Source organism: Pseudomonas sp. SL4(2022) (assembly GCF_026625725.1).
Lineage (GTDB): Bacteria > Pseudomonadota > Gammaproteobacteria > Pseudomonadales > Pseudomonadaceae > Aquipseudomonas.
This window is the reverse complement of the sequence record NZ_CP113060.1, coordinates 535,668-550,844: the sequence shown is the minus strand read 5'-3', so window position 1 is coordinate 550,844 and position 15,177 is coordinate 535,668. Positions and strand designations below refer to the sequence as shown.

Annotated in this window: 11 protein-coding genes; 2 read left to right on the top strand and 9 right to left on the bottom strand. The window is 61.4% G+C overall.

Going from position 1 to position 15,177, the window contains the following annotated elements:
- Window positions 1–16: 16 nt before the first annotated feature.
- Window positions 17–1,954, bottom strand: a complete 1,938-nt coding sequence (acs, locus tag OU997_RS02620; protein ID WP_267808832.1) for an acetate--CoA ligase — start codon at window positions 1,952–1,954, stop codon at window positions 17–19.
- 78 nt (window positions 1,955–2,032) lie between these two features.
- Complete coding sequence (locus OU997_RS02615) at window positions 2,033–3,142, bottom strand: DJ-1/PfpI family protein (RefSeq protein ID WP_108488605.1); 1,110 nt, start codon at window positions 3,140–3,142, stop codon at window positions 2,033–2,035.
- A gap of 124 nt (window positions 3,143–3,266) precedes the next feature.
- Here OU997_RS02615 and OU997_RS02610 point away from each other — a divergent pair, with 124 nt between their 5' ends.
- Entirely contained in the window at window positions 3,267–3,551 is a 285-nt protein-coding gene (locus OU997_RS02610) for a hypothetical protein (RefSeq protein WP_267808831.1), read from the top strand.
- Window positions 3,551–4,270, top strand: a complete 720-nt coding sequence (locus tag OU997_RS02605; protein ID WP_267808829.1) for a GlxA family transcriptional regulator — start codon at window positions 3,551–3,553, stop codon at window positions 4,268–4,270. Before OU997_RS02610 ends, OU997_RS02605 begins: the two co-directional genes overlap by 1 nt.
- Window positions 4,271–4,443: 173 nt before the next feature.
- On the opposite strand, the gene pgi is transcribed toward OU997_RS02605, so the two are convergent.
- From pgi to OU997_RS02570, 7 genes are all read right to left on the bottom strand, one after another.
- Window positions 4,444–6,108, bottom strand: coding sequence for a glucose-6-phosphate isomerase (gene pgi / locus OU997_RS02600; protein ID WP_108488603.1), 1,665 nt, complete (start codon window positions 6,106–6,108; stop codon window positions 4,444–4,446).
- Window positions 6,109–6,218: 110 nt separating this feature from the next.
- Window positions 6,219–7,079: a pantoate--beta-alanine ligase gene (gene panC / locus OU997_RS02595; protein ID WP_108488602.1), complete on the bottom strand. Its 861-nt coding sequence runs from the start codon at window positions 7,077–7,079 to the stop codon at window positions 6,219–6,221.
- Entirely contained in the window at window positions 7,076–7,876 is an 801-nt protein-coding gene (gene panB, locus OU997_RS02590; RefSeq protein ID WP_160088666.1) for a 3-methyl-2-oxobutanoate hydroxymethyltransferase, read from the bottom strand. The genes panC and panB overlap by 4 nt, the downstream gene beginning before the upstream one ends.
- A 235-nt stretch (window positions 7,877–8,111) precedes the next feature.
- Window positions 8,112–8,612 carry a 2-amino-4-hydroxy-6-hydroxymethyldihydropteridine diphosphokinase gene (gene folK / locus OU997_RS02585; protein WP_420713231.1) on the bottom strand — a complete coding sequence of 167 codons (501 nt, stop codon included), beginning with the start codon at window positions 8,610–8,612 and terminating at the stop codon, window positions 8,112–8,114.
- Complete coding sequence (locus OU997_RS02580) at window positions 8,609–10,015, bottom strand: polynucleotide adenylyltransferase PcnB (RefSeq protein ID WP_108488599.1); 1,407 nt, start codon at window positions 10,013–10,015, stop codon at window positions 8,609–8,611. Before OU997_RS02580 ends, folK begins: the two co-directional genes overlap by 4 nt.
- Window positions 10,016–10,715: 700 nt before the next feature.
- Entirely contained in the window at window positions 10,716–12,143 is a 1,428-nt protein-coding gene (locus OU997_RS02575; RefSeq protein WP_108488597.1) for a sigma-54-dependent transcriptional regulator, read from the bottom strand.
- Window positions 12,144–12,219: 76 nt separating this feature from the next.
- Window positions 12,220–15,174: a sensor histidine kinase gene (locus tag OU997_RS02570; RefSeq protein ID WP_108488596.1), complete on the bottom strand. Its 2,955-nt coding sequence runs from the start codon at window positions 15,172–15,174 to the stop codon at window positions 12,220–12,222.
- Window positions 15,175–15,177 lie beyond the last annotated feature (3 nt).

Below are 15,177 nucleotides of genomic sequence, written 5' to 3'. Positions count from 1 at the left end.
CCACCCTACATCTTAGCTATCGGTTCAGGCGTTGCTCGATCAGCCCATCCACCACGCTGGGGTCGGCCAGGGTCGAGGTGTCACCCATGTTATCCAGCTCGTTGCAGGCGATCTTGCGCAGGATGCGCCGCATGATCTTGCCTGAGCGGGTTTTCGGCAGGCCCGGCGCCCACTGGATCAGTTCCGGTTTGGCGAAGCTGCCGATTTCCTTGCCGACCAGGGCCAGCAGTTCCTGCTTCAGCGCATCGTTTATTTCCACGCCGTTCATCGGTGTGACGAAGGCATAGATGCCCTGGCCTTTGAGGTCGTGCGGGTAACCGACCACGGCGGCTTCGGCCACGGCGTCATGCAGCACCAGGGCGCTTTCCACCTCGGCGGTGCCGATGCGGTGGCCGGAGACGTTGATCACATCATCCACCCGCCCGGTGATCCAGTAGTAACCGTCCTCGTCGCGGCGCGCGCCGTCGCCGCTGAAGTAGTAGCCGGGGTAGGGCTTGAGGTAGGTATCGATCATCCGCTGATGGTCGCCGTAAACGCTGCGAATCTGGCTTGGCCAGCTGTCCTTGATCGCCAATACGCCGCTGCCAGGGCCGTCGATCTCCTTGCCCTGTTCATCCAGCAGCACCGGCTGCACGCCAAAGAACGGCCGGGTCGCCGAGCCGGGTTTGAGGTCGGTGGCGCCGGGTAGCGGAGTGATCAGAATGGCGCCGGTTTCGGTCTGCCACCAGGTGTCGACGATCGGGCAGCGGCGTTCGCCGACCACGTTGTAATACCACTCCCAGGCTTCCGGGTTGATCGGCTCGCCGACGCTGCCGAGCAGGCGCAGGCTGGTGCGCTCGGTGCATTCGACTGGGCCGGTGCCCTCACGCATCAGCGCGCGCAGGGCGGTAGGCGCGGTGTAGAAGATATTCACCTGGTGCTTGTCGATCACCTGCCAGAAGCGCGAGGCCGTCGGGTAGTTGGGCACGCCTTCGAAGATCAGGCTGGTGGCGCCGTTGGCCAGCGGGCCGTAGACGATATAACTGTGCCCGGTGACCCAGCCGACGTCAGCGGTGCACCAGTAGATATCGCCTTCGTGGTAGTCGAACACATACTTGTGAGTCATCGCCGCCATCAGCAGATAGCCGCCAGTGCTGTGCAGCACGCCCTTGGGTTTGCCGGTGGAGCCGGAGGTGTAGAGGATAAACAGCGGGTCCTCGGCGTCCATCGGCTCTGGTGGGCAGTTGCCGTCCGCGTCGCGCAGGGCTTCGTGGTACCAGATATCGCGGCCTTCCACCCAATCGATCCCGCCCTGTGTGCGTTCAACCACCACCACCGTGCTGACAGCGGGGCAGCTATGCAGTGCCTTGTCGACGTTGGCCTTGAGCGCCACGTACTTGCCGCCGCGCACGCCTTCATCGGCAGTAATCACCGTGCGGCAATCGGCATCGAGAATGCGGTCACGCAAGGCATCCGGAGAGAAACCGCCAAACACCACTGAATGCACCGCGCCGATGCGCGCGCAGGCGAGCATGGCGTAGGTGGCTTCGGGGATCATCGGCATGTAGATGCACACCCGGTCGCCCTTTTTCACCCCGCGGCTCTTCAGCACGTTGGCCAGGCGGCTGACGTTGTGGTGCAGCTTCTTGTAGGTGATGTGCGCCGATTCGCTGGGGTTGTCGCCTTCCCAGATCAGCGCGATCTGCTCGCTGCGCTTTTCCAGGTGGCGGTCAATGCAGTTGTGGCTGACGTTCAACTGGCCACCCTTGAACCAGGAACCCTGGCCGCTGAGCAGGTCGCCCTGCTGCACGCTGCTCCAGGGTTTGCTCCAGTCGAGAAAGGCCTTGGCCTGTTCGGCCCAGAAGGTTTCCGGCTGCTCGAGCGATTGCTGGTAAAGGCGCAGGTAGTCGTCGTTGTCCAGGTGAGCGCGTTGGCGCACGGCGTCGGGCACGGGGTGGCGTGTGATGTCGAACATGGCGGGTCCTTGTTGTTGTGTTCCGCGATATCCGCAAGGGTGAACCAAGCGGGTGCTTGGTTCAAGTGGTGTGGCCGCTTAGGGCGGTGAGTCTGGCGCAAGGTAGGGGCTGGGGTACTCCAGTTGCAGGGCGACCAGTCGCGCAGTCGCGGTGCCGTGACGGCTGGCGATATTCTCCAGGGCCTGCTGCAGGGCATGGCTCGCCGGCCCGTTGGTGATAGTGAGGCTATGCATATTCGGATCGCTGTACGCCCGGTCAGGGATCAGGCGCAGGCCGCTGCGCGTTAGCAGCGGCACGGTGGCGATGCTCAGCGCCTGTGAGCGGTAGGTGCGCGCGTGGGCATCGGCCGTCAGTGCGAGGGTGATTTCGTCGATCCCGGCACGCACGGGGATGGCCAGCGTTTCATGGTTCCAGAATGCCAGCCAGTTACCTGCCAGGGTCTGGTAGTCAGCGCGGTTTAGGGTGAAGGGGCGGCTGTCGTGGGCGGCTGACCAGTCGGACATACCCAGTTCATCGGCCAGCTGCTGCGCTTGTGTAGGCCCGGCAATGGCCTCGACCAGTGCCAGGGATACCGGCATGGCGGCGCTGACTCCCGAGCTGCTGATCACCGGGCCATCGACCACATAGCGGCGCTGCTCCAGCCATTGAGTCTGTGGAAATTGTGCGCGGCGTTCGCTGGCCGAGTACCAATGCCCGGTGGCGCGCCGGCCGTCGAGCAGGCCGGCGTGAGCCAGGCTGAATACGCCGTCGCAGATGCCCAGCACAGTTGCGCCCTTGCTCGCCTGCGCGCGAATCCAGGTGAGCAGGCGCGCATCGTCGTTGTGGTGAGTCGCCGCGACGATCAGATAGTCGGCACCCTGCGGATAACGTGCATCGAACTCGGCCGTGCTGGCGTCGGCGGCAAAACTCAACGCAGGCAGCATCTTGATGCGGCCTGGTTCAGGGGCGACGGCCAGCACCTCGGCGATAGCGGCGCGTTTGAGAATCCCGTAGGGCACCACAAAGTCGACCAGTTCGGTCATGCGGTTCTCGCCCAGCACGGCAATCACTGGGCGGTCGCGGCCGTGACGGGGCACATAGGCGGCGATGACTTCGTCGCTGATCGGTGGTGGTGTTGCGGCAAACAGACCGTTTGTGTCGAGCAATAGGCTGAGGCACAGGCTGAGCAGCAGAAGGCGAGTAGGCATGAGTAGTCTCCAGTCGAGGTATGAGTCTCGCCTGCGTGTGCCTGGCAGTAATGCCACTGTTGAGTGAATATCTGCCAGCGCTGAACGCTCGCGCGTCTGTGAAGAGGTGCCAAGGATGATTGATATGCGTGAATTCCCCCTGCCGCCATCCGCTGATCTGCAGGATGTTCTGCTGCTGGTCTTCGACAATTTCCAGCTGCTTGATGCCAGTGGGCCGCTGGAGGTCTTTGCTGTGGCCAATGATCGTCTGGCGGCTGCCGGTTTGCCGCCGCGCTATCGCCTGCACCTGGTTTCGCAGCACGGTGGCGAGGTGCGTGCGTCAGCGGGTGTGGTGTTGCTGACCGAGCCTTTGCCCGCGGTTGCTCAGCTGGCGGGGCGACGCTGCTGGTGGCCGGCGGTTTCGGCGTGATGCAAGCGCTGGCAGGTGGGCAACTGGCCGCCTGGTTGCGCCAGGCCGCCGAGCACTTGGCACGCTGTTGCTCTGTGTGCACCGGTGCATTTCTATTGGGTCAGGCCGGGCTGCTGGATGGCCGTATGGCGGTTACCCATTGGCGCTATGTCGAGTTATTGCAGCGCAGCTTTGCGCGTATCGATGTATGCGCCGACGCGCTTTTTATCAAGGATGGCCGCTGTTATAGCTCGGCCGGTGTGAGCGCCGGAATTGACTTGTGCCTGGCGCTGGTCGAGGAAGATTGCGGGCCGACAATGGCCTTGGACGTGGCGAAGGATCTGGTGCTGCCGCTCAGACGCAGCGGCGGGCAACGTCAGTTCAGTGCCGAGTTGCTGGCGCAGACCGGGGCACCCGGCGGCCTGGCAGCAAGCCTCAAGCAATGGTTGCAGCCCAGGCTGCAACAGCGGTTGGATAACGAGGCCATCGCGGCGGGGCTGGCGCTGTCGGTGCGTACGTTGCACCGCCGTTGTCGTGAGGAACTGCAGATGACGCCAGGGCATTATCTGCAGCAGCTGCGCCTGGAGGCCGCCTGCCGTCAGTTGGAGCAGGGCGCACGCTCACTCAAGCGCGTAGCGCAGCAGTGCGGCTTTGTGTCGTTGTACAACCTACGGCGTGGCTTCAGTCAGCAGTTAGGGATTACCCCGGATGAATATCGTCAGCGTTTCTGCCGCAGCTGAGAGCCCGCTCAAGGTCTGCTGCACGTCGTGCATGCTGCGTTTAAAACAGGCTCAGAATGCTCATTTACAACACGTAAACTCTGCTTCTTCGCCTGTTTGACCAGCCGCAGGCTGTTAGTCGCGTCTGGCACACCTCGAGCTCGCCAGACGTTGAACAGATTCTGAGCGTGCCGTTAGCCGCGATGCCGCTCGCGGAAGTGCTGGATCAGACCCTGGGTTGAAGCATCGCTGGCTGGCTCGTCGAGTTGACCGGTGAGGCGCTGGTAAACGCCCAAGCCGAGTTCCTTGCCCAGTTCGACGCCCCACTGATCAAAGGCGTTAATGCCCCAGATGGCGCTTTGCACGAAGACCTTGTGCTCATACAGCGCTACTAAGGCACCCAGGTTGAACGGTCCGACCCGATTCAGCGCCAGGATGTTGCTCGGGCGGTTACCTGGGATCACCTTGTGTGGTGCCAGGCGTTGCACTTGCGCCTCATCCAGGCCTTTGGCGCGCAATTCGGCTTCGGCTTCGGCGCGGGTCTTGCCGTGCATCAGTGCCTGGCTCTGCGACAGGCAGTTGGCAAACAGCCACTGGTGATGGTCAGCCAGTGGGCTGAAGCTGTTGACCGGGACGATAAAGTCCGCGGGGATCAGTTCGGTGCCCTGGTGCAGCAACTGGTGATACGCGTGTTGGCCGTTACAGCCCACACCGCCCCAGATTACCGGGCCGGTGCTGAAATCCACGGGGCTGCCGTCCTGACGTACGCTCTTGCCGTTGGATTCCATGTCCAGCTGCTGCAGGTGCTTGGTGAAGTTACGCAGGTAATGGTCGTAAGGCAGGATCGCCTGGCTTTTCGCGCCCCAGAAGTTGCCGTACCAGATACCCAGCAGGGCCATCAGCACCGGCATGTTCTCGGCCAGCGGTGCTTGAGCGAAGTGCTGGTCCATGGCGTAGGCACCAGCCAGCAGTTCCTTGAAGTTGGAGATGCCGATGGCCAATGCAATCGGCAGTCCGATGGCCGACCACAGTGAATAACGGCCGCCGACCCAGTCCCACATCGGGAAGATATTTTCCGCCTTGATACCGAATTCGATGGCCGCCTTCTGGTTACTGGTCACCGCAATAAAGTGCTTGTGCAGTTCGGCTTCCGGGCCGCCCAGGGCCAGGTACCAGTCGCGGGCGGCCAGGGCGTTTTTCAGGGTTTCCAGGGTGCCGAACGACTTGGACGAAACGATAAACAGCGTGGTCTGCGGGTTCAGGCGTGCGGTCAGTTCGCGGAATTCGCTGCCGTCGATATTTGCCAGGTAATGGCAACGCACGCCACGCTGAGTAAAGGGGCGTAGCGCTTCGGACACCAATTGCGGGCCGAGGAATGAACCGCCGATACCGATATTCACGACTTCGGTGATCGGCTTGTCGCTGTAGCCGCGCCATAGCCCGCTGTGGATGCGGCTGACCAGTTCAGTCATCTGGTTGAGTACACGATGAACCTGGGGAATCAGGTCAACGCCGTCGAGCTTCAGGCTACGGCCAATCGGGCTGCGTAAGGCCGTGTGTAAAGCGGCGCGGCCTTCCGAAGCATTGACTTTTTCGCCTTTGAACAGCGCCTGGATGGATTCGCTCAGGCGGCACTGTTCTGCCAGTTGCATCAGGAGTTGCAGCGTTGTGTCAGTGATCAGATTTTTGGAGTAGTCCAGCAGCAATCCGCAGCCGCTCAGGGAGAATCGTGCAAAGCGTTGTGGGTCATTGGCAAAGGCTTCGCGCATGCTGAAGTCATGCATCTGCTCACGGTGATTGCGCAGCGCCTGCCAGGCGGGCAGGGTGGTGACATCATGCGGCTGCTGGTAGTAAGCCATTGGTGCGTGTTCCTTTCCTGGGTGCGGCTAATCAATGATGCAAAAAGGCCCGGAGTGATCCGGGCCTTGAGTGTAACTGGCAGGCGCGTAGCAAGCACCTGCGTACTGATTCAGATGGGGGTGTCGATGTTGAATGCCAGGTTGTCGATCAACCGGGTGCTGCCAATAAAGGCGGCCACCAGAATCACCAGTTGCTGATCGTCCATTGTGGCTGGGCGTAGGCCGTTGGCTTCACGCACTTCCAAGTAGTCAGGGCGAAAGCCGGCGCTACTGTGCTGTGCCTGTGCGGCATGAATCAGCTTGGCATAGTCACGTTCGCCCGCCTGGATGGCGTCGGCCATCTCGCGCAGGGTGCGGTATAGCACGGGGGCGGCGGCACGTTGTTCGGCGCTCAGGTAACCGTTACGCGAAGACAGTGCCAGGCCGTCTTCGGCGCGTACGGTGGGCTCACCGATAATCTGGATCGGCATATTCAGGTCGCGTACCAGGGTGCGGATCACCGCCAACTGCTGGAAGTCTTTCTGGCCAAAAATCGCCAGGTCCGGCTGCACCATGTTGAACAGCTTGCTGACCACAGTGGCGACCCCTTCGAAGTGCCCAGGGCGGCTGGCACCGCACAAGCCTTCGGACACACCGGGTACGCTGACACGGGTCTGGCCGTCCATGCCGCCGGGGTACATTTCCTCGACATCCGGGGTGAACAGCAGATGGCAGCCGGCCTCGACCAGCTTCTCCTGATCAGCGAGCAGGGTGCGCGGGTATTTGTCGAGGTCTTCGCTGGGGCCGAACTGCAACGGATTGACGAAAATGCTGGCGACCACGAAGTCGGCGCGCTGGGCGGCTTTTTCCACCAGTGCGGCGTGGCCTGCGTGCAGGTTGCCCATGGTCGGAACAAAGGCGATCTGTTTGCCTTCGGCGCGCGCCTGGGCGACAGCGGCGCGCAACTCGCGCACGCTTTTAACTGTGTTCATGCAGAAAATCCGTGTTCGGCTGCTGGGAAGCTCTGGTCTTTGACCGCTTTGACATAAGCGCTGATGGCGTTCTGGATGCTGCTCTGGCCGGCCATGAAATTCTTCACGAACTTCGGCGTACGGCCACTCAGCGACAGCCCGAGCATGTCATGCAGCACCAGCACCTGGCCGTCGGTGGCCACTCCGGCGCCGATGCCGATCACGGGGATCTTCACCGCCTGGCTGATTTCCGCGGCCAGTTCACTGGGTACGCACTCGAGCAGCAGCATGGCGGCGCCGGCCTGTTCCAGCGCCATGGCGTCGGCGCGCATTTGCCGTGCCTGGGCTTCCTGGCGGCCCTGAACCTTATAACCGCCGAGGATATTGACCGCTTGAGGGGTGAGGCCGAGGTGGGCGCAGACCGGTACGCCGCGCTCCGCCAGTTGGCGAATCGGCTCAGCCAGCCAGGCTGCACCTTCCAGCTTGACCATATGGGCGCCGGCCTGCATCAGTGCTGCGCTATTATTCAGGGCCTGCTCAAGGGTGGCGTAAGCCATGAAGGGCAGGTCGGCGAGAATCAGTGCGCCCTGGTTGCCACGTTTGACGCTGGCGGTGTGGTACGCCATCTCGGCGACGGTAACGGGCAGCGTGCTGTCATGGCCTTGCAAGACCATGCCGAGGGAGTCGCCCACCAGCAGCACATCGACACCGGCCTGGCAGGCTGTCTGGGCGAACGTGGCGTCATAGCAGGTCAGCATGGCGATCTTCTCGCCGCTCTGCTTGAGGCTTTGCAGGGTGGTCAGGGTTACATCGGGCATGAAAACTGTCCTCACTCAGGCGTTCAGTCAGCAGTTGTGCTGCTTCAAGTTGGCCTGCATTGGCCTCGAATTGCACCGGTGCGGGGCAACGGGACGCCTATAGTCCTGATGGGGGGGCTCGAAGTCAATTGCAGGTGTTACCGGCTTGTTACTGGCGTTACCGCCAATGTGCCTGCCTGACGCTGAGGTTAGTGCTGCAGTTATGGCATGACTTGGCAGTCGCGGTTGGTCGGTTTCAGGCCTGCCCGTCTTCGCTGAGGCGTTCCAGCCCTGCATAAGGGCAGGCGTCAAGCAGCGCGCTCAGTGCGCGACCATCCGGCAGTTCCAGGTCAGGGGCAATGTCGGCCAGTGGATAGAGGACAAAGGCGCGTGCGTGCATATGGTAGTGCGGCACGATCAGGCGCGGTTCTTCAAACTGCTGATCGCCGAACAGCAGGATATCCAGGTCGAGCGTGCGCGGCCCCCAGCGTTCAGCCTTGCGCGTACGGCCCTGTTCCAGTTCGATGGCCTGCAGCGCATCCAGCAGGGCCAGTGGGCTGAGTGTGGTGTCCAGCGCGGCAACGGCATTTACATAGCGCGGCTGATCCGCCGGCCCCAGCGGGTCACTGGCATAAAAGGAGGATTGCGCAACCAGCTGCGTTTGCGGCAGCGCGGCCAGAGCGGTCAGGGCGCTGCGTAGCTGAGCGACCGGGGTGGCCAGGTTGCTGCCCAGGCCGATGTAAACGCGTGTCATCATTCACCTGCGGCAGGACTGCCAGCATCACTGGCGGGGCCACGTTTGCGCTTGCTGTTACTGCGTTTGCGCTTGCGTGGCGCGCCCGGGGCATCGTCCTTGCTGCTGAGGTCGCGAATCATGTTGCGTCGCTCGCTGTCACTGACGTCTTGATAGCGGGTCCACCAGTCACCCAGGCCGCCAGTTTCTTCACCGGCGCTTTCGCGCAGCAGGAGGAAGTCGTAACCGGCACGGAAGCGTGGATTTTCCAGGAGCGTGTCGGCGCGTTTGCCGCTGCGACGTGGCAGGCGTTCCTGCATATCCCAGATTTCACGGATCGGCATGGTAAAGCGCTTGGGCACAGCGATGCGTTGGCATTGCTCGCTGATCAACTCGTGGGCGGCTTCCTGCATGGCCGGGATCGGCGGCATGCCGCGATCCTGCAACTTGATCACGCGTGCCGGCAGCGCAGGCCAGAGCAGCGCCGCAAGGAGGAAGGCTGGGGTGACGGTCTTGCCTTGGTGGATACGCAGATCGGTGTTGTCCAAGGCGTTGCGGATCAGTTGATCGGTGTAGTCCGGATTGTGCTTCAACGCCTCGGCGCTGGCCGGGAACAGCTGGCCGAACAGGCCGTAATCTACCAGCAGTTCGTAGGTGTACACCGCATAACCGGCGAGAAACAATTTGAGCACTTCATCGAACAGGCGTGCCGCGGGAATTCCGCCGAGCAGCGGGGCCAGTTTGTAGATCGGCGCGGCGCTGTGTTTCTCGATGTCGAAATCCAGCTTGGCGGCAAAACGCACCGCACGCAGCATGCGCACCGGGTCTTCCTGGTAGCGCTGGGTCGGGTCACCGATCAGGCGGATCAGGTGGTTGCGAATGTCGTGCACGCCATTGGCGTAATCGAGGATACGCTCGGTGCTGGGGTCGTAATACAGCGCATTGATAGTGAAGTCTCGGCGCTGAGCGTCGTCTTCCAGGCTGCCGTAAACGTTGTCACGCAGAATGCGCCCGCTCTCGTTGCGCGAGGCCAGGTTGCTGTTCTCTTCTTCCTCGCCTTGCGGATGGTTGGCGCGGAAGGTGGCGACTTCGATGATCTCGCGACCGAAATGCACATGAACGAGCTTGAAGCGTCGGCCGATTACTCGGGCGTTACGGAATTCGGCCCGCACTTGCTCAGGCGTGGCGCTGGTGGCCACGTCGAAATCCTTGGGTTCGATGTCCAGCAGCAGGTCACGCACGCAACCGCCAACCAGATATGCCTGGTAACCGGCCTGCTGCAGGCGCTCGACCACACTGATGGCGTAGCGGCTGATTTCACCGCGTTCAATCGGGTGCTGGCTGCTGCTCAGCACTTCAGGCGTGCTGTGTGAGTGGTTGCCACGGCGGGCAGGGGTACGAAAGGACTTGAACAGCTTTTTCAGCATGGGAGGCACTGTTTGACTAAATGACTGGCCAGAGTATATGCCGGCCGCAGGAGTGGCGCGGATTCTAGCATTGAGTCAGGGATTGATGCAGGAAACGAAAGTAAAGGCTTGCAGGCGGGGGATTTGAAGCTACTGGGGGAGCCGAGGCTCCCCCCCAAATTGGTGCGTGCTCTGTTTTTATTATTATGGCGGGCTTGTTGTTTTTGTTGATTTGCCCGTTCCATCCAGTCAAGGACTTTTGGAAAACTTCCCAAGCTGGGAATCAAGAGCAAACGGATTTCTTTGGATGCTGACGCTGCCATGATCACACAGTGACCCAACCAGTTCTGGCGCTGCCTTGGGGCAGTTTTATAGTTCTCGGCCTGGTTTTGGGGCGAACCCCAAAGGCAATTCCTTTCCAAAAGAATCAGTTAGCTGCGCCTCCGCGTTGTTGTTTTTATTGTGCTGGAGTCGATACGTCTTATTTTTATTAGGTTTGAAGCGTGCTTGTTATTGTTGTTGTGCCAGCAATAAAGCAGAACCCATGCCACTTTGTGAAAACCCTTTTAAAACAAGGGTTTGATAGATTCAGTGGGTGGTGGAATGGTATAAAAAAGCCGGGTTCTCGTTACCATAAGACCCGGCTTTTGTTACTAAGTGTTGAATGGGTAACAGACTGCGGAACCTCTTGCGCGCACATCTGTCACCCTCGCGCAGGGCTCTAGCCTGCAGTTGCGCCCGAGGATTTGCGCCGTGGGATACCCAGACGCTGGCGGCGTTCCCACAAGCATTTGCGGCTGATGCCGAGTTTACGTGCCAGTTCGGTCTCGGTCATGTGGTCCTGGTGTTCCAGAACGAAGTGCTGAAAGTAGTCTTCCAGGGACAGGTCTTCGGTCGGTTCGCTCGGTTCATGGCCCAGGCCGTTGCTCTGGGCAGGCAGACCGGTGAAGTCGTCTTCCAGATCATCCAGCTCGATATCGATGCCCAGCAGTTCGGCCGAGATGCTGTTGCCTTCACACAGAATTACCGCGCGCTCAATGGCGTTTTCCAGCTCACGCACGTTACCCGGCCAGGGGTAATGGCGGATGGCCTGTTCGGCGTCGTTGGCAAAGCTCAGGTCGAGGCGACCCTGGCGGCTGCTCTGGCGAATCAGGAAGGCGTGGGCGATTTCGATCACGTCGGCCCCACGCTCGCGCAGTGGCGGCAGTTTCAGAGCGATTACGTGCAGGCGGTAATACAGATCCTCACGGAACTGGCCGATCTTCGACAGGGTTTTCAGGTCGCGGTGGGTCGCGGCGATCAGGCGCACATCGACTTTCTGTGATTGCACCGAGCCAACCCGGCGAATCTCGCCTTCCTGCAGTACACGCAACAGACGCGCCTGAGCTTCCAGGGGCAGTTCACCGATTTCATCAAGGAACAGGGTGCCACCGTCAGCGGCTTCTACTAGACCAGCACGGCCAGCGCTGGCACCGGTAAAGGCCCCTTTCTCGTGGCCGAACAGTTCGGATTCGATCAGCGATTCCGGGATGGCGGCGCAGTTCACTGAAATCAGCGGCGCTTTGGCGCGGCGTGAGAGGTTGTGCAGGGCACGGGCGACCAGCTCTTTACCGGTGCCGGACTCACCCTGGATCAGCACGTTGGAGTCGGTGGGCGCGACCTTGCGAATCTTGCTGTACATCTCCTGCATGGCTGCGCAGGAACCGATGATGCCGATTTCGCCATTGCTGTTGTCCACCACCTTGTCGGCGCTGGCTTTCGCCGTGCCGGCTGCGGGGGTGGGCGCACTCTTGGCCTGCTGGTGATCGCGCAGAATGCGCGCCACAGCCTGGAGCATTTCGTCGTGGTCGAAGGGTTTGGCGATGTAATCCACCGCGCCCATCTTCATCGAGTCGACCGCCGAGCGCAGGCTGGCGTAACTGGTCATGATCAGCACCGGGGTGCCTTGGCCGAGCTTGATCAGCTCGGTGCCGGGCGCGCCCGGTAGGCGCAGGTCGCTGACGATCAGGTCGAAGCTGGGGATGCTGAAGCGCTCTTGCGCTTCCTGCACCGAGCCCGCTTCGCTGACTTCGTATTGGTTACGTTCCAGCAGGCGACGCAAGGCAGAGCGGATAATGGTTTCGTCTTCGACGATCAAAATATGAGGCATCAATTCGTTCTCTCGACAGTCTCAGGGCGCAGCGCCGGGCAAAGAGCCCTGGCCTGCATGCGCGCGGGTAGCTGGTTTAAGTCGCTATGGACGTCGCCTCGACATGCCTAGGCAGGCTGACCCTAATGCGGGTGCCGCGATGAAGCTCGGGGTCTGCCGGGCTGTCGATTGTTATCTGTCCATAATGCTCTTCCACGATCGAATAGACCAGTGCAAGGCCCAGTCCCGTACCTTTGCCCGGGTCCTTGGTGGTGAAGAAAGGTTCGAACAAGCGGTCGATGATTGCCTTGGGAATACCACTGCCTTCGTCCTCGACGATCAGATCGACGGTGTGCTCGAAACGTTCGCTTTTGACCCGGATCGCGCTGCCAGGCGGTGAGGCATCGCGTGCGTTCGACAGCAGGTTGATCAGCACCTGGGCCAAGCGCTGAGGGTCGCCCACCACCCAGTGGTCGGAGTCGCAGAGGTTGAAGAACTGCACTTCAACGCTGCGCCGGTTGAGTGCCAGCAGGGCGATGGCGTCCTGGGCGACCTGGGCCAGGCACACCGGCTCCTCGCTGTTCTGGTGGCTGCCGGAATGGGCAAAGCTCATCAGTGACTGGACGATGCGCGACACGCGTTTGGTCTGCTCAATGATCTGTTCGCTGATCTCGGTCAGCTCGCTGTCACCTTCGCGTTCTTCGCGCAGGTTTTGCGCCAGGCAGGCGATGCCGGTGATCGGGTTGCCGATCTCGTGCGCCACCCCGGCGGCCAGGCGACCGATGGAAGCCAGGCGCTCGGAGTGCACCAGCTTGTCTTCGAGCATCTGCGTTTCGGTGAGGTCTTCAACCAGCAGCACCAGACCACTGTTACCGGGCGCCAGGGGCTCGTCGATGGCCGCCTTGTGCAGGTTGAGCCAGCGCGTCTGGCCGTCGAGGGCCAGGCGCTGTTTGTGCAGGTGCTCGTCGGGCAATTCGATAAACCGCTCCAGCAAGCCGCGCCACGGCTCGCCCAGGGTATTCAGGCGCGAGCCGACGACGCGCTGCGCGGGAATTTCGGTGAGTTCTTCCATGGCCTTGTTCCACATCAGTATTTCCTGATCCTTGGCCAGCGAGCAGACGCCCATTGGCAATTCCTGCAGGGTCTGGCGGTGGTAGCGGCGCAGGGTATCGAGTTCGGCGGCGAGACCGGTGAGGCGCGAGTGGTAGTCCTCCAGGCGGTTCTCGATAAAGTGGATATCCTCGGAGACATAGGTTTCACTGCCGGCTTTATAAGGCAGGAAGGTCTCGACGATGTCCTGGGCCACGCTGGGGCCCATCAGCCCGGAGAGGTTGGCCTCGATGCGGTCGCGCAGGCGGCGCAGGGCGTAGGGTCGGCCTTCATCGAACGGTAGGTGCAGGTCGCGCAGGGCCTGCTCGACTTCATGCTGGGCGGTTTTGGCCCCCAGGGGTTTGGCCAACTGTGCGGCAAATTCCTGGGGCGAGGCGGCCAGCAGCTCGCGACGTTGCGGGCGGCGTACGTTATCAACGGCGCAGGCTTCTGCGGCGCTTTTTTCTTCCGGGCTGGCTTCGGTAAATACCGATACCAGGGTGAATACCAGTATGTTGGCCGCCAGCGAGCCGATGGCGGCCAGGTGCCAGCTGCTGTCATCCAGAACGTAAATGATATTGAACCAGGGTAGGTAGAAACCCTGCAGGTTGCCGAGCATCGGCAGCAGCATGCTGACCACCCACACCCCGATTCCTGCCAGCAAACCGGCAATAAAGCCCCTGCGATTGGCCGTCGACCAGTACAGCACCGACAGTACGCCGGGGAGAAACTGCAGAGTGGCGACGAAGGCAACGATGCCCAGGTTGGCCAGGTCCTGTTCGGCGCCTAGTAATAGATAGAAGCCGTAACCGGCCATGATGATCAGCAGGATCAGCGCGCGACGCGTCCATTTCAGCCAGCGGTAGATATTGCCTTCCGAGGGTGGCTGATAAAGGGGCAGCACCACATGGTTAAGCACCATGCCGGACAGCGCCAGGGTCGAGACGATGATCAACCCGCTGGAGGCCGACAGCCCGCCGACATAGGCGATCAGTGCCAGGGTCTGGCTATTGACCGCGATGCCGACGCCGAGGGTGAAGTATTCCGGGTTGGTGGTGGCGCCCAGTTTCAGCCCAGCCCAGAGGATCAGTGGCACCGCCAGGCTCATCAGCAGCAGGAAGAATGGCAAGCCCCAGCTGGCGCTGACCATGGCGCGCGGGTTGAGGTTTTCGGTAAAGGTCATGTGGTACATGTGCGGCATGACGATGGCTGAGGCGAAAAACACCAGCAGCAGGGTGCGCCATGGGCCTTCCTGCAACGGCGTGTGCAGGCTGGTCAGCGACGACTGGTTCTGTACCAGCCAGGATTGCAGGTCCTGCGGGCCATCGAACACACCATACAGGGCATACAGGCCGATGGCGCTGATGGCTAGAAGTTTGACCACAGACTCGAAGGCGATGGCGAACACCAGGCCTTCGTGCTTCTCGCGGGTGGCGATATGCCGTGCGCCGAACAGTATGGTGAACAGAATGATCAGCCCGCAGTAGGCCAGCGCCACGCGCTCCTGCACCGGCTCGCGGGTGAGGATGCCGATGGAGTCCGCGACTGCCTGAATCTGCAGGGCCAGCAACGGTAACACGCCCACCAGCATGAACACGGTGCTCAGGGCACCAGCCCAGGTGCTGCGAAAGCGGAAGGCAAACAGGTCGGCCAGCGATGACAACTGATAGGTGCGGGTGATGCGCAGAATTGGGTAGAGCAGCACCGGTGCCAGCAGAAATGCCCCAGACACGCCCAGGTAACTGGCGAGAAAACCGTAGCCGTATTGGTAGGCCAGCCCAACGGTGCCATAGAAGGCCCAGGCACTGGCATAGACACCGAGCGACAGGGTGTAGGTCAGTGGGTGGCGGATCACCCAGCGTGGAATCAGGCCATGCTCACTGATCCAGGCCACACCGAACAGAATAAGAAGGTAGGCCGCGCTGATCAGAATCAGCTGGCTCAGGCTAAAGCTCGTCAGCATCGC